This is a genomic window from Helicobacter sp. (genome assembly GCF_029067145.1).
In the GTDB taxonomy this organism is placed as follows: domain Bacteria; phylum Campylobacterota; class Campylobacteria; order Campylobacterales; family Helicobacteraceae; genus Helicobacter_D.
In genome coordinates this window covers 1-24899 of record NZ_JAIEFA010000070.1, presented here as the reverse complement: position 1 = coordinate 24899, position 24899 = coordinate 1, and the positions used below count along the sequence as shown (strand labels likewise).

24 protein-coding genes are annotated in these 24899 nt (G+C 38.0%); 17 read left to right on the top strand and 7 right to left on the bottom strand.

Annotated features, from left to right (window positions below):
- Positions 1–10: 10 nt before the first annotated feature.
- The 7 genes from K2N75_RS07215 to K2N75_RS07185 are packed head-to-tail and all read left to right on the top strand — an operon-like array spanning position 11 to position 7144.
- Positions 11–2290, top strand: coding sequence for an AAA family ATPase (locus K2N75_RS07215; RefSeq protein WP_297679785.1), 2280 nt, complete (start codon positions 11–13; stop codon positions 2288–2290).
- On the top strand, positions 2287–3051 hold the full coding sequence (locus tag K2N75_RS07210; protein ID WP_297679786.1) for a DUF815 domain-containing protein: 765 nt from the start codon (positions 2287–2289) through the stop codon (positions 3049–3051). Before K2N75_RS07215 ends, K2N75_RS07210 begins: the two co-directional genes overlap by 4 nt.
- Before the next feature lie 10 nt (positions 3052–3061).
- Positions 3062–3886, top strand: a complete 825-nt coding sequence (gene galU / locus K2N75_RS07205) for a UTP--glucose-1-phosphate uridylyltransferase GalU (protein WP_297679787.1) — start codon at positions 3062–3064, stop codon at positions 3884–3886.
- A gap of 8 nt (positions 3887–3894) precedes the next feature.
- On the top strand, positions 3895–4347 hold the full coding sequence (locus K2N75_RS07200; protein ID WP_297679788.1) for a hypothetical protein: 453 nt from the start codon (positions 3895–3897) through the stop codon (positions 4345–4347).
- Positions 4348–4369: 22 nt separating this feature from the next.
- The gene (murA, locus tag K2N75_RS07195) at positions 4370–5638 is read left to right on the top strand and encodes a UDP-N-acetylglucosamine 1-carboxyvinyltransferase (protein WP_297679789.1); all 1269 of its coding nucleotides are present in this window, start codon (positions 4370–4372) and stop codon (positions 5636–5638) included.
- A gap of 7 nt (positions 5639–5645) precedes the next feature.
- Positions 5646–6593, top strand: a complete 948-nt coding sequence (gene rsmH / locus K2N75_RS07190) for a 16S rRNA (cytosine(1402)-N(4))-methyltransferase RsmH (protein ID WP_297679790.1) — start codon at positions 5646–5648, stop codon at positions 6591–6593.
- Positions 6593–7144: a hypothetical protein gene (locus K2N75_RS07185; RefSeq protein ID WP_297679791.1), complete on the top strand. Its 552-nt coding sequence runs from the start codon at positions 6593–6595 to the stop codon at positions 7142–7144. The genes rsmH and K2N75_RS07185 overlap by 1 nt, the downstream gene beginning before the upstream one ends.
- Positions 7145–7230: 86 nt before the next feature.
- Here the strand turns inward: K2N75_RS07185 and K2N75_RS07180 are convergent, their stop codons facing one another.
- Together K2N75_RS07180 and K2N75_RS07175 are read right to left on the bottom strand one after the other, a co-directional pair.
- Positions 7231–8250, bottom strand: coding sequence for a hypothetical protein (locus tag K2N75_RS07180; protein WP_297679792.1), 1020 nt, complete (start codon positions 8248–8250; stop codon positions 7231–7233).
- 32 nt (positions 8251–8282) lie between these two features.
- Complete coding sequence (locus K2N75_RS07175) at positions 8283–9467, bottom strand: hypothetical protein (RefSeq protein WP_297679793.1); 1185 nt, start codon at positions 9465–9467, stop codon at positions 8283–8285.
- Positions 9468–9716: 249 nt separating this feature from the next.
- On the opposite strand from K2N75_RS07175, the gene K2N75_RS07170 reads away from it, so the two are divergent.
- Positions 9717–10781, top strand: coding sequence for a tyrosine-type recombinase/integrase (locus tag K2N75_RS07170; protein WP_297679794.1), 1065 nt, complete (start codon positions 9717–9719; stop codon positions 10779–10781).
- Between the two features lie 56 nt (positions 10782–10837).
- Complete coding sequence (locus tag K2N75_RS07165; RefSeq protein WP_297679795.1) at positions 10838–11506, top strand: hypothetical protein; 669 nt, start codon at positions 10838–10840, stop codon at positions 11504–11506.
- A 191-nt stretch (positions 11507–11697) separates the two neighbouring features.
- Here the strand turns inward: K2N75_RS07165 and K2N75_RS07160 are convergent, their stop codons facing one another.
- The 5 genes from K2N75_RS07160 to K2N75_RS07140 form a co-directional block, all read right to left on the bottom strand.
- Entirely contained in the window at positions 11698–12312 is a 615-nt protein-coding gene (locus K2N75_RS07160) for a hypothetical protein (protein WP_297679796.1), read from the bottom strand.
- A gap of 6 nt (positions 12313–12318) precedes the next feature.
- On the bottom strand, positions 12319–12627 hold the full coding sequence (locus K2N75_RS07155; protein WP_297679808.1) for an AtpZ/AtpI family protein: 309 nt from the start codon (positions 12625–12627) through the stop codon (positions 12319–12321).
- A 52-nt stretch (positions 12628–12679) separates the two neighbouring features.
- Positions 12680–13999, bottom strand: a complete 1320-nt coding sequence (gene hemL / locus K2N75_RS07150; RefSeq protein ID WP_297679797.1) for a glutamate-1-semialdehyde 2,1-aminomutase — start codon at positions 13997–13999, stop codon at positions 12680–12682.
- 77 nt (positions 14000–14076) lie between these two features.
- Positions 14077–15246, bottom strand: a complete 1170-nt coding sequence (locus tag K2N75_RS07145) for a glutathionylspermidine synthase family protein (RefSeq protein WP_297679798.1) — start codon at positions 15244–15246, stop codon at positions 14077–14079.
- Positions 15247–15248: 2 nt separating this feature from the next.
- Positions 15249–15878, bottom strand: a complete 630-nt coding sequence (locus K2N75_RS07140) for a UPF0323 family lipoprotein (RefSeq protein ID WP_297679799.1) — start codon at positions 15876–15878, stop codon at positions 15249–15251.
- Positions 15879–16090: 212 nt separating this feature from the next.
- On the opposite strand from K2N75_RS07140, the gene K2N75_RS07135 reads away from it, so the two are divergent.
- From K2N75_RS07135 to K2N75_RS07100, 8 genes are all read left to right on the top strand, one after another.
- Positions 16091–17452, top strand: a complete 1362-nt coding sequence (locus K2N75_RS07135) for a major outer membrane protein (protein ID WP_297679800.1) — start codon at positions 16091–16093, stop codon at positions 17450–17452.
- A gap of 53 nt (positions 17453–17505) precedes the next feature.
- A complete protein-coding gene (locus K2N75_RS07130; protein ID WP_297679801.1) occupies positions 17506–17649 on the top strand; it encodes a FeoB-associated Cys-rich membrane protein in 144 nt (47 codons plus the stop codon).
- Between the two features lie 136 nt (positions 17650–17785).
- Positions 17786–19072 (top strand): glycosyltransferase, encoded by a 1287-nt coding sequence (locus K2N75_RS07125; RefSeq protein ID WP_363318442.1) that lies wholly within the window; start codon positions 17786–17788, stop codon positions 19070–19072.
- Complete coding sequence (locus tag K2N75_RS07120; protein ID WP_297679803.1) at positions 19062–21203, top strand: STT3 domain-containing protein; 2142 nt, start codon at positions 19062–19064, stop codon at positions 21201–21203. The genes K2N75_RS07125 and K2N75_RS07120 overlap by 11 nt, the downstream gene beginning before the upstream one ends.
- 12 nt (positions 21204–21215) lie before the next feature.
- Complete coding sequence (gene moaC / locus K2N75_RS07115; protein ID WP_297679804.1) at positions 21216–21698, top strand: cyclic pyranopterin monophosphate synthase MoaC; 483 nt, start codon at positions 21216–21218, stop codon at positions 21696–21698.
- Between the two features lie 217 nt (positions 21699–21915).
- Positions 21916–23025, top strand: coding sequence for a Cj0069 family protein (locus K2N75_RS07110; protein ID WP_297679805.1), 1110 nt, complete (start codon positions 21916–21918; stop codon positions 23023–23025).
- Between the two features lie 185 nt (positions 23026–23210).
- Positions 23211–23834 (top strand): MarC family protein, encoded by a 624-nt coding sequence (locus K2N75_RS07105; RefSeq protein WP_297679806.1) that lies wholly within the window; start codon positions 23211–23213, stop codon positions 23832–23834.
- A gap of 9 nt (positions 23835–23843) precedes the next feature.
- Positions 23844–24686, top strand: a complete 843-nt coding sequence (locus tag K2N75_RS07100) for a ferritin-like domain-containing protein (RefSeq protein ID WP_297679807.1) — start codon at positions 23844–23846, stop codon at positions 24684–24686.
- Positions 24687–24899 lie beyond the last annotated feature (213 nt).

Here is a 24899-nt window from a genome sequence, read left to right as displayed (position 1 = left end):
AGAAAAAACTATGTTTGAAATCAGTAAAGAATTAAATGTCGTGCTACAAAATGCACAAAAAGAAGCAAAACTTAGAGGACACGAATATTTAACCTTAGAGCATATTTTTCAAGCCTTATTAGAAAACAAAAAAGTCATTAAAGCCTTGCAGGAATGCGGCGGAAATATTGAAATAATGAAACAGCAAGTCAAAAGATACTTGGAGCATTTTTTGGCTGCTTTTCCAGAATATAAAGAGAACAATGAAATGCCGCAAGAAACGCTTGCAGTTACGCGCGTCATTGAAATGATGATAAGCCACGTAAGAGGCTCACAACGCAAACAAGCGCAGGTGAGTGATTTGCTTGCTGCGATTTTGGAGGAGGAAAAGGCATTTTGCACACAGGTGCTTAAAACGCAAGGAATCACGCGTTTGAGTATCTTAGAATACATCACAGAAAATCAAGAGGAATTTAATCTTGATTTAAATAAATCAGAGGACAAGGTAGAATCTAGCCAAAAACAAGAGGAGCAATCAGAATCTGCACTAGAGAGATTCTGCACAAATCTAACGCAAGAAGCAAGAGAGGGCAAGATTGACCCTGTTATCGGCAGAGAAGTAGAGATTCGCCGCTGCTTTGAGATTCTATTGCGCAAGAAAAAGAACAATCCTTTATTAGTCGGTGAACCGGGTGTTGGAAAAACTGCGGTAGCCGAAGGGTTAGCTCTTAAAATCGCGCAAGAAGCAAGCCCTTTGGACAAAACCGAAATTTATATGCTCAATATGGGTGCGCTCGTGGCAGGGACAAAATATCGGGGAGACTTTGAAAGGCGCATTAAACTTTTAAGTGATGAAGTGCTTGAGCGCGGCAATGTCGTGCTTTTTATTGATGAGATTCATATGCTTATTGGTGCGGGAGCAACAAATAGCGGCAGTATGGACGCAAGCAATCTACTTAAACCTATGCTTGGCAATGGAAAACTACGTTGCATAGGAGCTAGCACCTATGCCGAATACCGCTCCTTTTTGGACAAAGATAAGGCACTTTCGCGTCGTTTTGCCAAAGTAGAAGTCAAAGAGCCAACACAAGAGGAAAGCGTTTTGATTTTGCAAGGAGTGAAAAAATATTACGAAAATCATCACAATGTGCGCTACACCGATGAGGGAATTGCATTAATGGTGGAATTATCGGTGCGCTATTTGCACGAGCGATTCTTGCCCGATAAGGCGATTGACATTATGGACGAAGTGGGCGCAAGCTACAAGCTAGATGGCAAAAGTGGTAAGATAAGCCTACAAAGCATTAAACAAATGGTAGCTAAAATGGCTAAGATTCCGGAAATTGAAGCAACTAAGAATGATAAAAGTTTGCTTAAAAACCTAGAAAAACATCTCAAAAGCAGAATCTTTGGACAAGACGAAGCCATTAGTGAAGTCGTTAGCGCGCTAAAACGCAACAAAGCGGGGCTAAGTGCGCCTAATAAACCCATAGGTTCTTTTCTCTTTAGCGGTCCAAGCGGAGTGGGCAAAACAGAGCTTGCAAAAGAGCTTGCAAAATCCCTCAATATCAACTTTGAACGCATTGATATGAGCGAATATATGGAAAAATTCTCCACCTCCCAGCTCATTGGTGCAGCAGCGGGATATGTTGGCTATGAAAAGGGTGGAATCCTTACAGAGATGATAAAGAAAAATCCCCACACTTTGCTACTCTTAGACGAAGTAGAAAAGGCACACCCTGAAGTCTTAAATCTCTTTTTGCAGGTAATGGATTATGGAAAATTAACTGACAATAACGGACAAAGTATTGATTTTTCTTCTGTTATTTTGATTTTAACCTCTAATGTTGGCTCTAAAGAATCCCCAATTCTAGGCTTCAAACAAGATTCTACCGCGCGTTTTAGCAGCGCGATTAAAGAAGCATTTTCACCCGAATTTAGGAATCGCCTAGACGCAATTATCGCCTTTAATGCGCTAAGTCCAAAAGAGATTTTAAAAATCGTAGAAAAAAACATTACGGATTTGAATCAGCAAATTAAGGCAAAAGGCATTGAAATTGTTTTGGAAAAAAGCGCGAAAGAGTATTTGGCTGAAGTTGGATTCAATGCCGAGCTTGGCGCGCGTCCTTTAGCGCTTGTGATTCAAAAAGAAATCAAGAATCCGATGAGTGATTTAATGCTATTTGGAGATTTGGAGAAAGGCGGAAAAATATTTTTTGAATACAAAAATAAACAGCTCATTTACCATAGCCAAAAACCTCAAAAAACAATCGCGAAAAAGACCAAAAAGAGCACAAAAGGCAAAGAATGATAGATTTTGCTTGGAATTTGGAATCGCAAGTTGCAGCCATTTATCGCGCAAGCGGTTATGTGCATGGGATTAGCGAGATAGAATCCCAAAGGCTAGATTCCTTTTTTGGATTAGAAAAAGAAATCAAGCTTTTATGTGCCAACACAGAATCCTTTTTGTTTCGTGATTTGGGCGTTAATGTCTTGTTGTGGGGCGCAAGAGGTTGCGGCAAAAGCTCATTGATTAAGGCGATTTTACTTCAATACGCTAAAGAGGGTTTGAGGATTTTGCAAATTGAAAAAGAGCATTTGGAGATTCTGCCCGAGGTTTTAGATATTTTGCGCAATAAACATTATAAATTTATTATTTTTTGCGATGATTTGAGTTTTGAACAAGATGAAAAAACCTATAAAAGCCTTAAAAGCATATTGGAGGGAGGTTTAGAATCTTTGCCTAAAAATATAAAAATTTATGCGACTTCCAACCGACGACATTTGTTACCTGAATTTCACGATGAGAACGAAATATTTGGCTATGAAGGAAATGAAGATAAAATTGCTTTAAGCGATCGCTTTCCTTTGTGTATAGGATTCTACACACAAGGCAATGCGGAATATTTGGAGGTTTTGACGGAATATTTTAAAAAAGAAAAAGATACAAAAGAATGGGAGAAAATTTGCAGAATCGCATTGCAATATGCTGCCCAAAAAGGCACACGCAATCCTCGCACTGCAGCACAATTTTATACACTTTATCAAAGTGGCTTATTGGATTATTTATAAAGGAGAGAAAATGATTAAAAAATGCTTATTTCCAGCTGCTGGCTATGGCACACGATTCTTGCCTGCAACAAAAACGACACCTAAAGAAATGCTACCTATCATCAACAAACCCTTGATTCAATATGGTGTAGAAGAGGCAATAGAAGCTGGAATCTTTAATATGGCAATCGTTACAGGACGCGGAAAAAGGTCGCTAGAGGATTATTTTGATATTAATTATGAATTAGAACATCAGCTAAAGGGCACAAGCAAAGAGAATCTTTTAAAAGATATTCGCCATGTTTTAGAGGCTTGTAACTTTTCTTATACGCGCCAAATGGAAATGAAAGGCTTAGGACACGCAATATTAGTCGGAGAAAGTCTTGTCGGAAATGAGCCTTTTGCAGTGATTTTGAGTGATGATTTATGCGATAATGAGGGAGGGGAGGGCGTATTAAGTCAAATGTGTAAAATCTATGCAAAATATCGTTGCTCTATCGTTGCGGTAGAGGAAGTTGCGCTAGAAGAAGTAAGCAAATATGGCGTGATTGCGGGAAGAAAAATAGATGAAGATGTTTTTGTCGTGGATAATATGATTGAAAAACCAAGCCAAGAGGAAGCTCCAAGCAATTTGGCAATTATAGGACGCTATATTTTAACACCAGATATTTTTGAGATTCTACATCGCACCAAACCCGGAAAAAATGGTGAGATTCAAATCACTGATGCACTTTTAGAACAATGTAAAAAGGGTATGGTGCTTGGGTATAAATTCAAAGGAACGCGCTATGATTGCGGAAGTGTAGATGGTTTTGTCAAGGCTACAAATGTTTTTTATGATAAGCTAAAGCGATAGTTTTAAAAATGTATAGTTTTAATTTTTATCTTTTTATTTTTCTGTTTTTATGTCTCTTGATGATGCCATTTTTCCTGCTTGGGGGTGGATTTATTATTTATGAAAGAATCCAAGCTTATCTTGCAGTGATAAGAGGACGAGAAAAAAAGTTTCATAACATCAACTATCTTATTTCTATTTTTAAAGATGAAAATTCTGAACAAGAATTATTAGAAGAAGCATTAGCCGCTTTCAATCAACATTTCTTGCATTTTGGGGATATAGGAAAAGAGAGTAAGGAATATCAAGGGCGACTTGATTTTATCGGTGCGCTTTCGTGGTGTCCCAAAATGGACATTGACCGCGTGGTAAATTACCGAGAAGATCTTGTTAAAGCCAATCCAAACTTCAAAAAAGAAATTGAAACCGTCATTGGTCAAGCATTGAAAAATCGCGATGAGAAAAAAGGCAAAAAGAAATGATAAATCAAGAAAAGGAGGTATAATGGATTTTTTAGCATTAAAGGGTGAAACGCGTTTGCAAGGAGCAATCAATATCGCAGGAGCGAAAAATTCTGCCTTGCCCCTCATTGCATTAACCTTGCTTACGACAAAAAAAGTTATTCTTGAAAATTTGCCTAATGTCGTGGATATTAAGACATTTTTTAGCCTCCTAGATATGCTAGGTTGTGAAGTTTGCGAAATAGATAGCCACACAACAAGCGTAGAAATCTCCAAACTCAACAGCACAAAAGCAACTTATGATATTGTGCGCAAAATGCGTGCTTCTATCTTGGTTTTAGGACCACTTTTAGGGAGATTTGGACATTGTGAAGTGAGTTTGCCCGGAGGTTGCGCAATTGGTGCGCGTCCGGTGGATTTGCATATTAAAGCATTAGAAAAAATGGGTGCAGAGATTCGTATTGAGGGAGGTTATATTGTCGCAACTGCCAAAGAGGGATTGAAAGGCACAACGATTAATTTTGATAAAATCACGGTTACAGGCACAGAAAATATCCTAATGGCGGCGGCAATGGCAAAGGGCAAAACAACGATTATCAATGCAGCTAAAGAACCTGAAGTCGTCCAACTCTGCGAGATTCTAAAAGAAAGTGGCGTGGAGATTAATGGAATCGGGAGTGATGAGATTGAAATCTATGGAACAAATATGGAGGGCTTAAAATTACCAGAAAAAATTGCCGTGATTCCAGACCGCATTGAAGCAGGAACTTATCTTTGTGCTGGCGCAATTACAAATTCTCAAATCACCTTACACAAAATTAATCCCAATCATTTAGGGGCAGTCATCTCTAAGTTAGAGGAGATTGGCTTTAAACTCACCTTTAACTACGATTCCATTACGATTTATCCCGCTCAAAAACGCAATTGCTTCGAGCTTTCTACGACAGAATATCCGGGATTTCCCACAGATATGCAAGCACAATTTATGGCACTTGCAACACAATGTGAGGGAAGTAGTATTATTGAAGAAAGATTGTTTGAAAATCGCTTTATGCACGTAAGTGAGCTACAAAGAATGGGTGCAAACATTAGTTTGCGAGGAAATACTGCAACCATCTATGGAATCAGCGAATTAATCGGTGCAGATGTTATGGCGACAGATTTACGCGCTTCTAGCGCCTTAGTGCTTGCAGGTCTTGTTGCAAAGGGTGAAACAAACATTCACAGAATCTATCATTTGGATAGAGGCTATGAAGATTTGGAAGCAAAGCTCACAAAATTGGGTGCGCAAATTTCTCGCTTGCAAGAATAGGATTGCAATGGATATTCCACATATTCCTGTTTTATTAAATCAAGTCGTAGAATCTTTCCAAACACCCCTAATACAAAAGGGTGGGGTGCTAATTGACTGCACCTTGGGGTTTGGGGGGCATAGTGAGGCACTCTTAAGGGCTTATCCTGAACTTGAAATTATAGGAATTGACCAAGATAAAAACGCTATTGCTTTTGCTAGTGAGCGATTAAGAGGGTTTGGAAAGAGATTTTCTTATCAATTTGGTAGATATAGCGAGGTGCTAAAGCAACTTTTGGAGAATGTGGAATCACACAAAAACATTATTGGAATCTTGGCAGATATTGGCGTTTCTTCTTTGCAATTTGATGATAGAAGTCGCGGATTCTGCTTTGATTCAGAAACACTGGATATGCGAATGAATCAAGAACAAATTTTAAATGCAAAAGAAATCATAAATCATTATACTCCCAATCAATTGGAGCAAATTTTTAGAGATTTTGGAGAGATTAGGGAGTATAAAAAGCTTGCGCGTTTGATTGTGGAATCACGCAAAACAGAGAAAATTACAAGCTCAAAAGCCTTAAGCTCCCTTATTGCCAAGCACTTTAAGCACCCAAAGATTCACCCTGCAACACAAGCCTTTCAAGCTTTAAGAATCGCAGTAAATGATGAATTAGGAGAACTCAAGCGTCTGCTTGAAAACATAGAAAATCACCCGCTACAAAAAGGGGCAAGGCTCTCTATTATCTCTTTTCATTCGCTAGAGGATAGATTGGTTAAAACTGCCTTTAAAGAATGGGAGAGAAAATGTATTTGCGGGAGTGGGGCGATACGATGTGTTTGCGGAAACAATCATCAAAAGGGGCGGAATCTCTACAAAAAACCTTTGTGCGCCCCTAAAGAGGAGATAAGCGCGAATCTACGCTCACGCAGTGCAAAATTACGTAGTTTTGAATTTGGAAGTGTGGAATAATGGAATCTTATGAAAATTTGCGCTTAGAGCAAAAAGATAAAATACGAAAATGTAGCTTTTGGGAGAGATTTACCAAAAAAGAAAGTGAAATCCTAGAAGAAAATTTAGATTTTTTAGAGGAACGTTATCAAAAAATAAATCAAGATTCTACGCCAACAATTCAAGAAAATTTGTTTTTTCAAGATTCCAAAGAAAATCTTGTTTTGTTAGATGATTTAATGCTAAAAACAAAAGAGGTGGATTTGTCCCTTAATGCAGAAACGCCACAAACAACAAGCTTAAATCCACAAGAAAAAGAAGCGGTTTTGGCAGTGGATTTCAGCTCTAAAGAGATTCCATTTAAGGTTGTATGTATGCTATTGATTGCAATGTTTGCAACCTTGCTGCTCTTTATGCCTAAAATTTATATCCGCAACAATATCTATTATGCAAGTCGCAATCTCATTCAACTTCAAGCACAATTAGATTCTTTAAATGAGGAAAATAAGCATATCAAAAAACAATTAGAGGATATTAAGTTTAAAAACCTCACGCACGAACTTGATTTTTAATTTAAGGGTAGGGCAAAGGAAAAAGCGTAGCAAAAGAGAGTAGGGGAGTAAGAAAATAAGAAACAAGGGATAGAATCCCTTGAAATTTAAGCTTCAATTTTCAAAGTCGCGCTCCCAGAAGAATAAGAACCATACCACCAAATCCCAGATTCGGAATTGTTCATTTTTTTGCCAATCCACTGCGCACTTAAATGTTCATAAGAAGCGGAAATTGTGAGTGTATCCGAGCTTTTAAGCCAATCTTGCAGGACAGGGTTGTTTTGGTTTTCTTTAGGAATCCCAACAAACATTTCAAGGCTAGAATTAATCAAGTTCTGGAGAAAATCCACTTTATCTTCTTTTGTTTGCAAGCTAGATTTTTCTTGTGTTTTAGCAGAAGAATTGTTGGTTTCAAACAAAAAAAGCATATTATTAAGCCCGCTTTGCAAACTCTCGCCAAAGTCGTTGAAATCGCCATCAAAATCTATATTAAAAGTTTGTCCCTCTAAAAGATTTTTGAGGGCAGAGGAAATGGATTCTTGTCCATTAGTGAGTTGATTTTCAAAATTCTTGCCCAATGCGAATTGATTTTGTGTCTTCATTTTATTGCCATTTTTGTCGGTAAATTGCGCATTAAAGCTTGCAACAAAAGAAGTGGAATATTGCAAACTTTGTGAATATTCTGCGCTTTGGCTATTGTAGCTTAAAGTATAGGTGAGGCTTTGTGTAAATTCAACACTTGCGGTATTAAAGATTGAACCTATATACACGCCTCCTTTAGAGCCGCCCGGCGCATTAGCACTTGAAGCGGGTAATTTGGAGTTTTGGATAATGCTATCTAGCATTAATTCAACATATTCATTGTATCCACCCTCTAGTGCGTCCGCTAGATTCCTCAACATTACATTGGCTAGACTATTTTGCGCTTTATCTATGGGGCTAATATTTAGCAGTTTTTGCTTGACTTCATTATTGAGTGTGATTGTTTTATCTTCTGTGTCTGTTTTTGTATTTTTGGATTCCGCATCGCTTGTTTGCTCTTTACTCATTCTTGGCTTAAGATTCTCAAACCCGCTTGCTGTAATAAAAGGATTTTTGAATGAATTGTTTTGAAATGAAATTGCCATTTTGTAACCTTTATGATATTTGTTTCAAGCTCTTAAGCATTAAATGTAAAAGAGCTTGTGTGTAAATTTGCGCTCAAGAAACTAAGCTCCAAACTTTCAATTTCTATTTCTTTTGCCCGCCATTGTTGTTCATTTTGTGCTACCTTTTGGGCGTCAATTTTTGCGGTAGTAATGCTAAGATTGTATTCCTTTGCACTGAAGCTTCCAATATTGCTTAGTGCGTTTTTGGAATCGGTATTTTCGCCAATGCCCAAGAAAATATTCAAAGACGAGCTTAAGACATTATGCAAATTTTCAAAGAGTGAAACTAGCTCTTCATCGGCTCTTCCATAGACTTTACCGAAGTCATTTTTCTGTCCCAAAACTTCTTTAAAGGCATTTGCAATAGCATTATTCTTGCTATCCATAATCAAAAGCATATTATCTAATCCGCTGTTTTTGAAGCTTTCTTCGTCTAGTTCGCCATCATATTCTAGTGCAAATTTTTGTCCCTCCAAGAAACCTTTAAGTGTGTCATTGACACTCTCTACACCACCTGTGATTTGACTTTCAAGACTTTTGCCCATTACAAGCTGTGTGCGCGAAATGAAAGTGTTGCCATTTTTATCTGTGATTTCAGAATCAAAATTTGCAACTAGAGAGGAGGAGTAGGAGAGGCTTTGTGCATACTGCCCACTTGCACTATCATAGCTGATTGTGTAGGTGATACTCTCTTGGATTTCAATGCTACTTGCATGGACAATATTTATATCCTCTGGCTTCACACTGCCAATAGCACCTGCTTTGTCGCCATTGAGAAATGTTAGTTCATTTAATTCAGGCGTATTTTTGCTTGTATCTCGTTTTGTAACTTCCTTTAAAGTGTCTAGCGGATTTGAAAATGTTAGAGGCTTGCCTTGCTCCTCTTTTGGCTTCATTTCATTGGGCAGAGTTCTAAGATTATGCAAATTTGCTACATTATTTTTTGCATTTTGTAGCCCAAAGTTCAAAAGCCCACCCAAAACCTTGCTTGTGAGACTTGACCTTAATGCGTCCAATGGGTTTTTCGTTGTTTCTGTCGCCTGATTTCCTATGTTTTCATTCACTTTTTTTGATTCTTTTGTGCTAGATTCTCTGCCATTTTGCTTGATATGTGGCTTGAGATTCTCAAATGTATTGCTCGCAAAAGGATTATTAAAAGTGCCAAACGGATTGTTGTTTTGAAATGAAATTGCCATTTTTCGCTCCCAAAATTTTAAATATATTATAATATCGTAAAAGTCTCAAAAAACTTTAGAGCAAGAACAAAAAAATGGACAAAAATTAAAAAATAGAGTGCATAGAATCCACAAGCATATTTTTGCGATTCCAAATAAAAAAGTTTGAAAATTATAGTTTTCAATACAAAATTTAAAATTTTTATCCTAGATTTCTGCTATAATCAAAAACTCATTTTTATTAAACTTTATTTTATTTAAGGATTTATAATGCGTTATCCGCTTGATTTCAAAGATGATTTTCCCAATAATTTATTATTTTGGATGGAACGTTTTGTTTATAGCAAACTTAATAGCTTGTCCAATCATCAAGTAAAAGACAAAAAGGAAATCATTGCTGCTTTGAATCAATTAAGACGTGGAATCACAGAAATTCAAGGTTTGAAAGAAATTTGCAAACAATGTCGTAATGCTGGATTAATTGGTATTAACACTTACATTCAGCCGCTTTTAAAACTTTATGATTACTTAAATTATTTGGGGCTTGCGAGCCTAAAAGAAGTAGATGAAGAAATGCTTAAGGAGTTTTTGACTATCCATACAAGCGCACTTTCAGACGCAACCAAAAAAAACTATCGTATGACACTTTTAAATTTCTTTAGTTTCATTGATAAACAAAATGAAGACGACGAAGGGGCTTCTTATAATTTCCATATTGAACTCAAAAATTGGGGCGGATTGCGCGGTAAAAGTGGGCAAAAATTGCCCTCTTATATGAATGAAGATGAAGTGCGCCGCTTCTTAAATGGCATTGATTGTTTTCCCTTTAAACACGAATCTTTGGGCGCACGCAATCGTCTGCTATTAAAAATCATTATTTATACAGGGATTCGCGTCAGTGAGGCGTTGAATCTGAAAATCAAAGACATTATGCTAGATGGGGAATTTTTCATCATTCAAGTGCGTGGCAAAGGCAATAAGCCACGCGTCGTAATGATAAAAGCAAAAAATATTGATTGCGATTTCTCAAGCTGGATAAACTCTCGCCCTAACGAAGTGCAAGACGATTTGGTTTTTTGTAATCAAAAAGGCAAAAATCTTACTCAAGCCTATATAAGTCGCATTGTTGAGCAAGTTTTGCTTACAAATGGAATCCGTAAGGAGAAAAATGGCGCGCATATGCTGCGGCATAGTTTTGCCACCCTACTCTATCAAAAAAGCCAAGATTTGGTGCTAGTCCAAGAAGCACTTGGGCACGCGAGTTTGGATACTTCGCGTATTTACACGCATTTTGACAAACAAAAACTAAAAAACACAACAGAAATTATGAATTAGTTATAAATTTTTTAAAAAAGCCGATATATTCCTAAAATTAATTCTTAGGAGTAGTGATGAATCCCATTCACGCAAACACAAGCGGTTATCAAGCAGCAAAGGCAAATGCGCAGCGGCAATTAGGAGCAAAACTCGTCAGCTATTTTGAAACAGAGGATATGGCAGCTACAACTATCACCAACGATTCTAAAAAGCCGCAAACTTTGGAGGAGTTGCAAGAGGAATTAAAGCAAAAATATGGGCTTAATCAGGCAGGTAAGACTATTGAGGGAATCCCCGCTTCCATTAATGTATCCCCTGCTTTCTTGCAAGAAGCACTGAAAAATCCAGAAAAAATGCAGTGGTTAGAGGAGAATTTGCAAGCAATGCAATCCTTAAATACAGGAATGTTTGCAGGAACTCTCACGCAGGTAAGTTACAGCATAGACGCCAAAGGAAAAATCACGATGATAACAAGCGGCTCAAGCGACCCTGATGGCAGAATCGCAAGAGAGAATGCAGCGCGCAAACAAGAGGAGGAGAGATTAAAAGAAAAACAAGAACAAAAGCGATTAGAGAAGCAAAAGGCATTGAAAGAATCACTGCAAAAAGCACAAGTTGATAAACAAGATAGCAATTTGCATTTCACTTTTAGAGTTAGCGGGGCAAATATGCAGACAATTCAAAATAAAATGCAAGAATCCTTGCAAAACACTGCGCAAAACCACTTAAATATGGAAGTGTAAGGTCGTAAATCCTTAAAATTTAGGATTCTCCTTGTTTTTGTATGTCCTATGGGTAGGATTTGGATTTGCAGGTGTGGGCAAGGTAAAAAGCGAGCGTCATTGCGAGATTTTGCAAGGAATCTTGACAATTCATAATCTTGCATAAGTGTCAAACTTTACAATGGAATCTTAATCAGTAATTGCACAAGAAATTAGTCTCTCATAAAGAGAAACAGCACGACAAGAATATTTGCAAAGACTAGCCCGCTAAAAAAGGCTAAAGCATTAAAAAATTGCTGTGAAATAAGAAATAAGATTCCGACAATAAGGAATCCATACGCAAAAAGCCGCAGAGGATAAAAAAATATTTTCGCGCCTGTTTTGGTGTTTTGCGCGCTGAAATTGTGCCAAAAGCGAGTTTTTAGCGTTTTTGGCGGCTTAAAATTCCTTTGCGATTCTGCTTGCTCGGATTGTGTGAGCTGTGCGGATTGCACTTGCTTGGATTCTGTTCGTGTAGATTGCGTGGATTGTGCAAGATTTTTAGAATCCTCTTGCACCTCTAATTCCCCCCAAAACTCCTCCTCTTCCTCTTGCAATCTTTCTTGTTTGCTTTTATACGCTTCACTCAAGGCTTCTAGTTCCTCTTGGCTTGCATTTTGAATCAGACTTTGGATTTTGCGCTTTTGTGCATAAAACACGATAGAGACAATCAGCACAAAAGACAGAATCGCAAAGGCAAAATTCAGCGCAAAGATTCCATCAAAGCCAATCCACAAGCACAAGCAAACGAACACAATAAAGGCAGATAGCAAAGAGAATTTTTTCATTTGCCTTTAATCATCGTCCTCATCATCAAATGCTTTGGGATTGTTTGCATTGTAGGCGTATTTTGGGTCTTTTGCGAGCTCGTCTAGTTCGCGCTTTTGACGCTTGTAGGCTTTATAAACATTCAAAATCGCCGCACACACTCCCCACACAACGCCTAGCCAAAAGAGCCAGCGCACGCCAAAGAGTGATTCTAAGCCATAGCCAATCCCTACCCCAATCAGCACCGCGACAACCATTGAGATTCCTAATGTCGCATTAGAATATGCTAGTAGCGCATCTTTGTATTTTAATTCCTCTTTGGGTTTAGAATCCACACTCTGCGATTCCCCCTCGCCTATTTTTTGATTGGAATCTTGCAAATCTTGCTTACTTTCCATAAGTGCGAATCTCCAACAAAACCTCTCTTGCCCTCTCCAACACGCCCTCAATGAGTTCCTCATTCATTGCCGCACAAATAAATCCTGTTTCAAACTGCGAAGCGGCAAAATAAACTCCCTTATTCAACATTCCTTGATGAAAGCGCGCAAACATTTCTGTATCACTTTTCAGTGCGTCTTGAAAATTTCTTACCTTTTTATCGTTAAAAAAGAATCCAAACATACTTCCGCGCACGCAGGTTTGCAAAGGAATCTGAAATTCTGCACAGAGGCTTTCTAGCCCTTGCGCGAGCTTTAAGGCTAAGCCCTCCAATCTCTCATAAATTTTGGAATCCTCTTTTAGTTTGCGCAAGGAAACAAGCCCTGCACTCATTGCCACAGGGTTTCCGCTCAAAGTTCCAGCTTGATAAACTGCACCTTTGGGAGAAAGCAAATCCATAATCTCCGCTCTCCCGCCAAATGCGCCTACCGGCATTCCGCCTCCAATGACTTTGCCAAAGGTTACCAAATCCCCTCGCACTTTATAAAAGGCTTGCGAACCGCACAAGCTCGCCCTAAAACCGCTCATCACTTCATCTAGGATTAATAGAATCCCGTGCTTATCACAAAGCATTCTTAACCCCTCCAAAAACTCCACTTCGCTTGGCACAAGCCCCATATTTCCTGCTATGGGTTCAATAATCACGCAAGCAACACCCTTGCCTTGCTTTTGACTTAGGGCAATGCAGGATTCCACACTTGCCAAATCGTTGTATTGCGCGACTAATGTATGCTTCGTGAAATCTTGCGGCACGCCCGGTGAGCTAGGGTTGCCAAAGGTTGCCATTCCACTTCCAGCAGAGACTAACAAAGAATCACTATGCCCGTGATAGCAACCTTCAAACTTGATAATATCCTCTCTGCCGCTAAAGGCACGCGCAAGACGAATCGCACTCATTGTTGCTTCTGTTCCGCTTGAAACGAAGCGGATTTTTTCTACTTCCTCTACAATGCTGATGACTTCTTTTGCAAGCGCTGTTTCTAAAGTCGTGGGCGCGCCAAAAGACAAGCCTTTTTTCACGGATTCTATCACCGCTTCTTCAATATCCTTATCGCAATGTCCAAAAATCAGAGGTCCCCAACTTTGCACAAAGTCAATGTAACGATTGCCGTCCTCATCAATCAAATATGCGCCGCGCCCGCTGGTGATAAAAGGTGGCGTGCCACCCACACTTTTAAAGGCACGAACAGGGGAATTAACGCCACCGGGAATGACTTGTTTTGCTTCGTTGAAGTCATTAATGCTATTGAGATGATTTAAAGATTCCATTTTTTTCCTTCACAAATACCACAGCCAAAAAGCTATGCAATAATTTAAAACCCTAAAAAATAGCCTTGAATTTTGTCTTACCGAATCTTATGTGCTACAAATTTGGACATATTATCCAAAATCTCTCCGCCCTTGCGGAATCCCAATGCGCAAGCTTCGTAAGCATAAAAAACATTAGGCTGATAAAGGCTTCCATTATGATGGTTTTGTGTCGCAAAAGCTTGATAAATTTCGGGATAGTTGTCATACTCTCCGCTACAACTTTTTAGAATCTTTCCTTGTGCATCCAAAATACTTACACTCTCTCCTTCTCTGCCAAAGGCGTGTTTTTTAACCTGCTTTTGATTAAGCGGCTCATAGGAAGTTTCAAGCAATAAGGGGTGATTAGGAAACAAATCCCATAGAATTTTTAGCATTCGCTTACTTTGAAACATCAAAGTATAAGCAGGATTTAGAAAGATTGTGTTTTTGTTTGCAATCATAGCAGTCATTAGCTGTGCTAATTCTGGCTCATCTACTGCGATACTTTCCCAAGGAATCAATTTAAACCAAAATTCGTAATTTGTCCCCTCAAAGCTTAAGCCCTCTGTCTCATTTAATATCGCTTCGTGCGCATAGCAGAAATTTGTTTCAAACCCTGCTTCTTTAGCAATGACTTCTAGCAATCTTACCGTGCGTTCTTCTTCCTCACTTCCTGAAATACTAGAAAAAAGAATCTTCCAACCCTCATAAATTTCGTTAAAATGAGAAATATCCTCTCCTAAAGTAATCATTCGTTTAAAATTATCTCCTAATGCCTCATAAAGATTATTAAACTGTAAGGATTCTTTAAAACCATTTTTCTTTAAAAGTGCCCATTGAATGATTGCACTTTCATACACCATTGTGGGAGTGTCCGCATTAAATTCTAAGAGCTTAATTGGATTGCCATCCAATCCTCCTGCTAAGTCAAAGCGTCCATACAAATGCCAATGCACTTCCTCCTCCCAACTTCGCTCAATAGCTTCTACAAGATTAAAGGGGATTCCAAGCTCAAAAAACAAATCATTGTCTATGACATATTGCCCCGCTTCTGCATACATATCATAAAGCTCATTTGCCGCATTATAGAATCCTTGCGCTTCTTCCTCACTGATTTCTATAATCTCATCGCTGACATAAGGTGTGGAATCTACATCGGTATGCCAACTAAGCCCTAAATCCTCCAAATCTGCATTATTAAGCGGTTGCGTGTTTAAAATCTGCATTTTTAGCCACCATAACTTTGTCTTGTGCTTGTTGTGGAGCGATTCTGCGTAGAGCCTGTGTTATTTGGAGAATAAAACCCGCTTTTCCCCGCCGTTGTCCCTGTTTTTGCATTTGCATTTTGTTTAAAAGAGTTTTGAGAACGTTCATAGGCTTGTGGGGTTTTATAGCTTGTTCTTTGTTGGGCTTGATAGTTTTGATTATTAAAAAGCTTGCTTCCAATCCAGCTTCCCAAAACTGCACCCGCCGCACTTGCCAAGATTGTTTCTCCTAGAGACAATCCTGCGCCTGTTGGGTTGGTAAGCTGTGAAGTGCCTGCTTCTATTTTTTTGTTTTCCTCTGCAATGATTTGGTCGATTTCTGCTTGACTTAGGATTCTTTCTTGTCCATTTTCTCGCAAAATTACTCGTGTTTGCGCGCTTGGGACTTCGTCAAGAATCTTATAACTTCCGTCGGGTTGTTTTTCAATCGTAACGGTTACGCCTTTCTTAACCGCTTCTTGAATGCCACTTTTATCTGTTTCTTGTGAGCTACCACAACCTACAATAAGAAGCACAGCGGCTAATCCTAAACCGCTTTTACTAAATGCACCCACAATGCTTGGGTTAGAAATCTTTTTCAAATACTTTTTCATTTAAACACTCCTAAAATTAAAAGATTCGGCACATTATACCAAATATAATTATGAATTAAGCAAGATGAACTCTTGGTTTCAAGTTTTTTAGGAAAAATCCTCAAATTTTTAAAATTTCATTATGATAATTATTATTATTTAAGTATTATTGATTTAAGATTCTATCTCATTTTTAATCACCTTGATTGAAATTTAGTAATAAAGGAGTTTTTATGAACATTAAAAAATCAAGTTTAAGTCTAGTGGGGCTTTTGGCTCTTGCGATAAACGCAAATGCGCAAAGCTTAGAGGAAGCAATAAAGGGAATAGATATCAGCGGATTTTTGCGTTATGAATATGAAGATAATCGTTTTAGGAATCCTCAATTTAACAAGGACGGCGAAAAAAGCGGCGATGTAGAGCATACTTGGCACGCAGAAGCAGAGTTTAAAATCCCTGCTTCAGAGAATCTCGCACTTAATCTCGGAATTTATTATGAAAATTCTCAAAATACAAATCACGGCAAAGGCGTGGATTTAAACGAAGATGGCACAATAGACAATTCGGAATCCTTTTTGGGTTATGGGTTAGGTTCTGGCAAGGACAATAGTTTTGGTGTAAGCACCTTTAATGCCTTGATTACACCGGATTCTACAAGCACAAATATCACTCTTGGAAAAATGCGCTTAGATACGCCTTTAAATGACGGGGGAGAGGATAGAGGAACGGGTATTTTGATTGTTAATAGTGATTTGCCTAGCGTTAGTTTAGTCGCAGGGGCGTTTGACTCTTGGGCATTAGATGATTTAAAAGACGATTTACCAGAAGAAGCAAGCATTACTAAACCGCTCTATCTGCTTGCGGGAATTGGGAATTGGGAGTTTGACTTTGGTAACATAGAATCACAACTTTGGTATTTCCATATCGATGATATTGTGGATTCCGCATTCTTTTATCAACTCGGATTCTATCAAGATTTCTTTCATTTAAGCGGACAATACGCCTACGCACAAACACAAAGCTCTGGGGTGGCAACTCTCGTGCAAGCTTTGGGTGGAGCTTATAATAAAATGCAAACAAAAAGCGACTTTATCAGCCTTGAAGCCGGTGTAGATTTAGCAAAATTAGAGATTCCATTAGGTTTTAATCTTGGCTACATTACCAACACAAAAGATAATTTCGCAGTCTCTTTGGACGATGAGGGTGCATTGCAAATGGCGGGCGCGGTTTGGTTTGATAATTACGACGCCACAGGAGTGAATTTTTCTGCGATTGGGGGCGCAATCAACAAAAATACAGAAAAAGACTTAGATGTCTTTTATGCGTCTTTGTCTTATGATTTGCTTGAAAATCTAAATATTGGAATAGATTATGTCAATGGTAAAAATAAAGTCAAAGATATTCCAAGTCGCACTACAACAGACATTGACTTTTATGAAATTACCCCAAATTTTACTTGGGGATACAATGAAAACTTAGAAATCTATGTCTATTATGCGTTTTTGAAAACCGAGCGCAGCGGAAATTATATTTCTCCGCAAACAGATTCAGAAGATAGAAATCAATTCAAAGTAGAAATTGTTTATGCGTTTTAATGGTTAAATTTTAAGATTCTATGAATCTCATAGAATCTTGTTTTGAAGGTTAAATGGAAACTTTTATTTTAGGACTTATTTTCGTTGGTGCGCTCCTATATTTTGGCTATAAACTTTACCCTAAGAAAGATAAGGGTTGTGGCTGCGGCTGTGGTGGTTTTTCAAAAAATCCTCACAAACCGCAAGATAACGCATAATCGTCCTTATAGGCTAAAAACAAATCCCGCATCTTCCTTGCGTGTTTTTTCCTTTGTCATTGCGAGCTGATTTATTGGCGTGGCAATCTATAATACAGAATCTCACTTGTTAAGATTCTATTGCATTGTTTAGAAAATTTGCAAAAATTATTATAAAATATCTTTTTACATCGCTAAAAACTATCAATTATCAAACTTGGACAAATCAATGAAAAAATACCCATTAGGAATCTTGCTTTGTGCGACTTGCGATTCTGCCTTTGTGATTGGCACGCTTCTTGCGAATATCAAGGCAAAATGCAATGAAAAAGGCGAAAAGGTGGATATTTTTTACTTGATTCACGATGGTTTTAGCGAGAGCGACAAAAAAGCCTTAAAGCAAATCGCTGGAGCGAGTGAGATTAAATTTGCAACTTTTACCAAAGAGGATTTTATCGCTAAACTCAATGCCTACCGCCAAACGCCCATAGATTTGAGCAATGATTCCTTTTTGAATCGTTGGACGCATATGGTTTATGCCTGTTTTGAAGGCTTGAAATACCTACAAGAATGCGAATGCGTCATTTATTTGGATTTTGATATTTTATTACTCCACGAAATTAGACATTTGAAGCATTTAATGGGAGATTATATGCTAGCCGCCAATCGTGGTAAAAACAAGCTTAAAGCAAGCCTACCTTCTGCGCCGCAAGAGTTTGCGAATCTTGAAATATACAGAACAGGGATTATTGTTTTTAACGATACTTTAAAAAATCCGCTAGAATGTTATGATTTTATTTATTCCCAAAGCGCAAAACATACGCTAAACGACCAAGCTATTTTCTCTTTGCTGATTTTTGAAAAAAAATTAAAAACTAAAGTATTAGACAATCGTTATTGTGGAAGCGTGCTGTGGCGCAAAAATCAAAATCCTATCCTGATTCACGCGTATGGTTCAAAAAATCGCTTTTGGAACAATCGGCTTTGCAATCAAATCTGGCAAGAATGGAATCTGTATTATAAGCAATGGCTAGATGCAGGCGGAAGCCCAAATACAAAGGGATTTATCGCCAACACAACTTATGGTTATGAGAGGATTCGTTATCATCTCTCCTACAAATTAGGCTATGCAATCATTCAAAACTATCTAAGCTTTTGGGGTTGCTTAAAATTGCCTTTTATTCTTGCTTTTATTGCTTTGAAACACAGGCAAGAAGCAAGATTTTATGCGCAAATTATTGCTAAATCCCCCCATTTAAAACTCCCTCCTTTGGAATCTTATGAGGATTATAAAAGCGCAATCCACGAAAAGCAAACTTTCTCCTATCGCTTAGGTGCGAGCTTGATTCAAGCCTGCAAAACAATCCACAAAGGCGGAATGATAGCATTTTACAAACAAGTCAAAAAACTACAAAAAGAATCGCGGGAAAAGAATGCGCTTTAAATCCTTTCTTAGTCTAGCATTTTTTGTCTTTTTTCTTTGCATTGCATTTCGGCTTTATTATCCTTTCTCGCTCAGTGCCTATCCACAATATTTTTACAATCAAGCCCCTTTACTCAACACGCACGATGGTTATTTCTACGCACAAGGCGCGAAAGAACTCTTAAGACTTTATCAAGAATTTTGGCAATCTTTCACTTGGAAGATTTGGCAATCTCCTATTTGGCAAAGCATTCAAGAGTATTTGCAAGGCTTTTTGACTCTTTCAAACCCCCCTCACCCAAGCCTTTATAAATCCACAAGCGAGATTCTTTCTCTCTTGACTGCATTCCTTGCCCTTTGCTTGCCCTTTAATTTGGAGCAGATTCTATTCACCCTCCCCGCAATCTTTGGCAGTTTGATTGTGTTTCCTCTAATGGCTTTGACGCGCAATTTTGGAGCGATTCCGTGCGCATTCAGCGGATTTTTAAGCGCAATGAGCGTGAGTTATTACAATCGCACAATGTTTGGTTATTATGATACAGATATGCTTGTTATTGTTTTGGGCTTTGGCGTTGGGGCGATGATTCTACGCACTCTTAGGACACAAAAAGCATTAGATTTTGCGATTCTCTTTTCTTTGAGTGCTTTTTCGCTTTTGTATTATTCCCATTTGCGTTATATTTTATTGGGTTATCTCTTGATTTTATTGTGCTTTTTCTTGAAAGACTTATGCAGCAAATCCTCAAAGGAATCTCCAACGCAATGGATTATTTTAGGCTTATTTGCGATTCTAACTTTCAGTGCTTTTTTCCCAAAATTAATTTGGATTTGGGTATTTTTAGGATTCTTTTTGGGATTTTTCTTAGGTTTCTTACACAAAACCTTTCCAATTCCTAAGATTTTATTTTTTCTTTATTTTTTGTGTAATCTAAGTCTTTTATTATGGAAATTTTCGCCAAGCCTTTTGCAAAGCCATTATTTAAGCAGTTATTTCGCTGGAATGCCTGATGCTACAAATACAGGATTGTATTATTTTAATGTTTTGGATTCCATTGCAGAAGTTTCTAGCATTGATTTTAGCGAGTTTGCCTATCGTGTTAGCGGTGGAATTGCTTGGTTTATTTTAGGTATTTTGGGCTATTTTGGATTGATTTTCAATAACAAAAGATTCGCTCTTTTTCTGCCCTTTTTGGCTCTTGGCTGTTTTGCTCTTGTGCAAGGCTTACGTTTTAGCTTTTATGCTGTGCCTCTCTCTGCGCTTGGAATGGGATTTTTGCTTTTTAAACTCCAAGAAATTTTAAAAAACTTTCCATACAGAATCCCAAATTTTTTTCTGCTTACTTGCTTGATTTTACTTGCGATTGCGCCACATTTATGGCATATTAGAAATTATGTCGTTGCTCCGATTTTGGAAGCAAGCGAAGCAGAGATTTTGCGCTCTATTCCTACCAAAAAGGGAGATTTTGCACTCACTTGGTGGGATTATGGCTATTTTGTGCATTATTTTAGTGACCTACAAACCTTTGTAGATGGCGGGAGGCATTCAGGAATGCAAAATTTTCCTATTAGCCTTGCGCTTAGCACAAAAGAAGAGAGGATAAGCTACAATCTAGCCAAAATGCTTTTAAAGGGCGAGATTTTGGAATCTCATTTTCAAACGCTCGGGATTCCAAACACATTAGAAAACCTTAAAAACAAGCAAGAGTGGGAATCTTCCCCTAGTGAGCTTTATTTTATTTTGCCTTGGAGAATGCTTGAGATTTTCCCCAATGTAATGCGTTTTTCCCAAGTGGATTTAAGTAATGGAAAGCCAAAAAGTCTTGATTTTTTTGCACTTTCTCTTGAAGCAACAAAGGATAAGATTTATTTCAAAAACAATATTACCTTAAATCCAAACACAGGCGAGGTTGCTACACAAAACTTGCATTTTAAGATTCTTAAAAGCATAGATTTAAAGCAGCATACAACACAAATCTTTGATACGCAAAGCTCACTTGTAGCTGTCTTTTTGCCCAATGGAAAAACTCTGCTTTGCGCGGAATCTTATTTGGAAAGTTTTTATCTTAAAGGTTTATTTTTTGAAAATTTGGATAAAAATCTATTCCAAAAAGTGTTAAAAAATGACAAAATCATCATTTACAAATTATTATAAAGGGTTAAAGATATGGAACTTACACATTTAGATGAACGACAAAATCCCAAAATGGTAGATGTCTCGGCAAAAGATTCCACACACAGAGAGGCAATCGCAAGGGGCAAAATCACGATGAACTATGAAGCCTTTTGCGCAATCAAAGAACAAAGAGTAAAAAAGGGCGCAGTGCTACAAACTGCAATCATTGCGGCGATTATGGGTGCGAAACGCACAAGCGAGCTGATTCCTATGTGCCACCCTCTTTTCTTAACAAGTGTGAAGTGTGAAACGATAGAAATTGCAAGTGAAAATGCGTTTGTTTTGGAAGTGCGCGTAAAAACCTATGGACAAACCGGCGTGGAAATGGAAGCCTTAATGGGCGTTAATATTGGACTGCTTACGATTTATGATATGGTCAAGGCAATAGACAAAACAATGGTTTTAAGTGAAATTTATTTGGTGGAAAAAAGCGGAGGAAAAAGCGGGCATTTTGTGCGACAATCAATCCATTAATTTTATCTTTTTGCGGGATTGTGTTCCATTGTTTCGTTAGCCCTTCCTTGAATATACGAAATAAAAAACTCACAATAACAAGAAAATACAATACTTTGTCTTGTATCATTTAGTAACGCGCTAATAAGGGGAATCCAATTAAATTTACCCTAAAAATAAAAACTTTAAGCCTTATTTTGATACCTTTATAAATCATAATTTAATTTTTGGAGGAAATATGAAAAAGAATATTGTCTTTTTTGAAGCAGTAGGCGGTAGTGATAAAGGTGCAGATGGACACAGAAAAGACACAATGCCAATGGTAGATGCTCTTAAAGCAAAGGGTTGGAATGCAGAAGTTGTGCAACTTACAGATGAAGCATTGCGTGATTCTAGCAAGAGAGAAGAGATTTACAAAAAAGTGCGCGAGAGTGCCGATGGATATGTTTCTCGTGTAAATCCCGGAAATCTAAAAGAAGAAAAACTTTATTTTGATGTTTTACGCAAACTTTGCGCTGATGGACTTGTGGGTATGCCTCACCCTGACGCGATGATTGGTTATGGAGCAAAAGACGCTTTGACAAAGTTAGCAGACACTCCTTTAGTGCCTAGTGATACTTATGCGTATTATGACCCAGCAGAAGCAAAAAGAATCGGAGTAACTTTCAGTGACAAACACGATTTCAAGAAAACTTTTCCTAAAACCCTTGCAAAAGGCGAAAGAGTTTTAAAACAAAATCGTGGTTCAACAGGCGAGGGAATTTGGCGTGTAAGACTAGAATCTAGCAGTGATTATAATAAAGTAGAATCCCTCCCACTAGATACAAAAATCATCTGCACAGAGGCAAAAGACAATCACACTGAAGAACGCAAGTTAGGTGAATTTATGGATTTCTGCGAGCATTATTTGGTTGGTGATAATGGTATGCTTGTAGATATGACTTTCTTGCCTCGTATCAAAGAGGGTGAGATTAGAATCCTTATGCTTTACAAAACTCCTGTTTATGTTGTGCATAAAAAACCAGCCGAAGGAGGCGACGCATTTAGTGCTACCCTCTTTAGTGGTGCAAAATATCGCTACGATGAGCCAAAAGATTGGCAAACATTAGTAGATTGGTTCTTAGGACAACTTCCACAAATCAAAAGCAAACTTGGTAATTATGACTTGCCACTCATTTGGACGGCAGACTTTATCCTAGACACCGATGAAAAAGGCGCAGACCGCTATATTTTGGGCGAAATCAACTGCTCTTGCGTAGGATTTACAAGCCCTGAAGAATTTATGGCAAAAATTGCTGTAATGGTGGGAGACAATATCGTAGAAATCGTAAGCGAAAAGAAAGCTTAATCTGCTTTTCACTTCTTCAGCATTTGGAATCTTTAAGATTCTAAGTGCTAACCATTCTTTCTTAATAAATCCATTAGGGATTCCAAATTTAAATAACTTCTCGCCTAAAAGAATCCAAAAAAACAAGGTTGATTTTTCGCTTTAATTTTACTAAAATTCTCAAAACTCCATTTTAAGAAGAAAAAATGTTTGCTGGAATAGAATCTCAACTTTATAGCCTTTTGCTTATTGCTATTACAATTATTGCCGTCCTCAATCCTTTTGGCAATCTCCCGCAATTCATCTCTATGACAGACGATTTAGAAACTACAATGCGCCAAAGTCTTTTTCGCAATATCCTCTATGTCGCCTTTGTCATTGTGATTTTATTTTTGCTCACAGGTCCTTTTATTATGACTTTTTTGTTTAAAATAGATTTAAATCATTTGCGCATTGCAGGAGGTTTCTTGCTCATTTTGGTTAGCACAAAGGGATTATTACTACCCTCCCACAAAGAAATGCAACAACACGAGGGCTTAAGTAAAAGTGAATTGCTCAATCAAAGTATTGTGCCTATGGCATTTCCTATGCTTGTGGGTCCCGGGACGCTTTCTACGGTGGTTGTTTTGTCGGAGGAAAAAGGCTTAATGCTCACGATTTTTGCGGTGATTGCGGCTTTTGCCTTTATGCTTGGGCTTTTTCACTTTGCCGCTAGCATTGAACGCATATTAGGCAAACTCGCCTTGCATGTGCTTTCACGCATCGCGCTTGTTTTTATTATGGCAATGGGTGTGAAAATGATTCTAATTGGCTTAAAAGCTGTATTTTAAAGAGAAAATATGGAATCGCACGAGCTATTTTCTGCGCTTTTTGACGCATTAAATGCCAAAACTGCGCAAGAGAAATGTGCGCTAACGCAAGAAATTTGGCAAAATTTTTCAAACTTCAGCATAGAACACCAGCAAGCTATTTTGCCTCTAGGGATTCCGACTTTCGCGCATTTTTGCCCGATTGTCCCTCCTCACAAAGTTCCACAAGGCAAGTATCTAAAAACAGATTTAAATGTTGCGCATCTTTTGCATTCTGTTGCGCACATTGAATTTTCTGCGATTGATTTAGCACTAGACTGCGCCTATCGTTTTAGGAATCTGCCACTTACATTTTATCGTGATTGGGTAGAAGTCGCTAACGAGGAAGTAAAGCATTTTTTGGCACTCAATGCACTTTTGGAGATTCTAGGTTTCCGATATGGAGATTTTGGCGTGCATACTTTGCTCTTGGATTCTATGAAAAATTGTAATGTTTTACTAGATAGAATCGCACTCATTCCACGCGGAATGGAAGCGGTGGGCTTAGATGTTAATCCTTTTTTATGCGCCAAAGTCCAAAGCAGTCATCACGCCATTAAAAGAGAGCTTTTAGAAACTTTGGAGATAATTTTGCAAGATGAAATTGCGCATGTATCCAAAGGCAATGTATGGTTTCATTTTGTATGCGAACAAGAAAAGATTGCCCCAAAGGAACGAGCCTTAAAATATTTTGAGATTCTTAAAAATTATCATTTTTCTTTCCCCAAAGCCAACGCACAATTTAACATTAATGCGCGTTTGCAAGCAGGCTTTAGCGCAGAGGAACTCAAAATGCTAGAAAATGAGATTTTCCTCTCACAAAACCCAAAATAAACTTTGCGCTTCACCTTGTTTATTAAACATAATTAAGATATAATATAGAGTTAAAGAAAACAAAACAAAAGGAGTTCAAATGAAAACCTGTTTAGATTCCTATACCGAATCTTTCAATCAAGATTACAAATGTCTAAAGCCAAAATTTCTTCCTATGGTTGCGTTTTTAGCTCTAGGATTTAGCGCAAATAGCTTAATGGCAAATAATAACAC

What these genes read in the sequence shown, in the direction of transcription:
- K2N75_RS07215 (WP_297679785.1), top strand. Translation starts at nt 11, where the DNA reads ATGTTTGAAATCAGTAAAGAATTAAATGTCGTGCTACAAAATGCACAA.
- K2N75_RS07210 (WP_297679786.1), top strand. Translation starts at nt 2,287, where the DNA reads ATGATAGATTTTGCTTGGAATTTGGAATCGCAAGTTGCAGCCATTTAT.
- galU (WP_297679787.1), top strand. Translation starts at nt 3,062, where the DNA reads ATGATTAAAAAATGCTTATTTCCAGCTGCTGGCTATGGCACACGATTC.
- K2N75_RS07200 (WP_297679788.1), top strand. Translation starts at nt 3,895, where the DNA reads ATGTATAGTTTTAATTTTTATCTTTTTATTTTTCTGTTTTTATGTCTC.
- murA (WP_297679789.1), top strand. Translation starts at nt 4,370, where the DNA reads ATGGATTTTTTAGCATTAAAGGGTGAAACGCGTTTGCAAGGAGCAATC.
- rsmH (WP_297679790.1), top strand. Translation starts at nt 5,646, where the DNA reads ATGGATATTCCACATATTCCTGTTTTATTAAATCAAGTCGTAGAATCT.
- K2N75_RS07185 (WP_297679791.1), top strand. Translation starts at nt 6,593, where the DNA reads ATGGAATCTTATGAAAATTTGCGCTTAGAGCAAAAAGATAAAATACGA.
- K2N75_RS07180 (WP_297679792.1), bottom strand. Translation starts at nt 8,250, where the DNA reads ATGGCAATTTCATTTCAAAACAATTCATTCAAAAATCCTTTTATTACA.
- K2N75_RS07175 (WP_297679793.1), bottom strand. Translation starts at nt 9,467, where the DNA reads ATGGCAATTTCATTTCAAAACAACAATCCGTTTGGCACTTTTAATAAT.
- K2N75_RS07170 (WP_297679794.1), top strand. Translation starts at nt 9,717, where the DNA reads ATGCGTTATCCGCTTGATTTCAAAGATGATTTTCCCAATAATTTATTA.
- K2N75_RS07165 (WP_297679795.1), top strand. Translation starts at nt 10,838, where the DNA reads ATGAATCCCATTCACGCAAACACAAGCGGTTATCAAGCAGCAAAGGCA.
- K2N75_RS07160 (WP_297679796.1), bottom strand. Translation starts at nt 12,312, where the DNA reads ATGAAAAAATTCTCTTTGCTATCTGCCTTTATTGTGTTCGTTTGCTTG.
- hemL (WP_297679797.1), bottom strand. Translation starts at nt 13,999, where the DNA reads ATGGAATCTTTAAATCATCTCAATAGCATTAATGACTTCAACGAAGCA.
- K2N75_RS07145 (WP_297679798.1), bottom strand. Translation starts at nt 15,246, where the DNA reads ATGCAGATTTTAAACACGCAACCGCTTAATAATGCAGATTTGGAGGAT.
- K2N75_RS07140 (WP_297679799.1), bottom strand. Translation starts at nt 15,878, where the DNA reads ATGAAAAAGTATTTGAAAAAGATTTCTAACCCAAGCATTGTGGGTGCA.
- K2N75_RS07135 (WP_297679800.1), top strand. Translation starts at nt 16,091, where the DNA reads ATGAACATTAAAAAATCAAGTTTAAGTCTAGTGGGGCTTTTGGCTCTT.
- K2N75_RS07130 (WP_297679801.1), top strand. Translation starts at nt 17,506, where the DNA reads ATGGAAACTTTTATTTTAGGACTTATTTTCGTTGGTGCGCTCCTATAT.
- K2N75_RS07120 (WP_297679803.1), top strand. Translation starts at nt 19,062, where the DNA reads ATGCGCTTTAAATCCTTTCTTAGTCTAGCATTTTTTGTCTTTTTTCTT.
- moaC (WP_297679804.1), top strand. Translation starts at nt 21,216, where the DNA reads ATGGAACTTACACATTTAGATGAACGACAAAATCCCAAAATGGTAGAT.
- K2N75_RS07110 (WP_297679805.1), top strand. Translation starts at nt 21,916, where the DNA reads ATGAAAAAGAATATTGTCTTTTTTGAAGCAGTAGGCGGTAGTGATAAA.
- K2N75_RS07105 (WP_297679806.1), top strand. Translation starts at nt 23,211, where the DNA reads ATGTTTGCTGGAATAGAATCTCAACTTTATAGCCTTTTGCTTATTGCT.
- K2N75_RS07100 (WP_297679807.1), top strand. Translation starts at nt 23,844, where the DNA reads ATGGAATCGCACGAGCTATTTTCTGCGCTTTTTGACGCATTAAATGCC.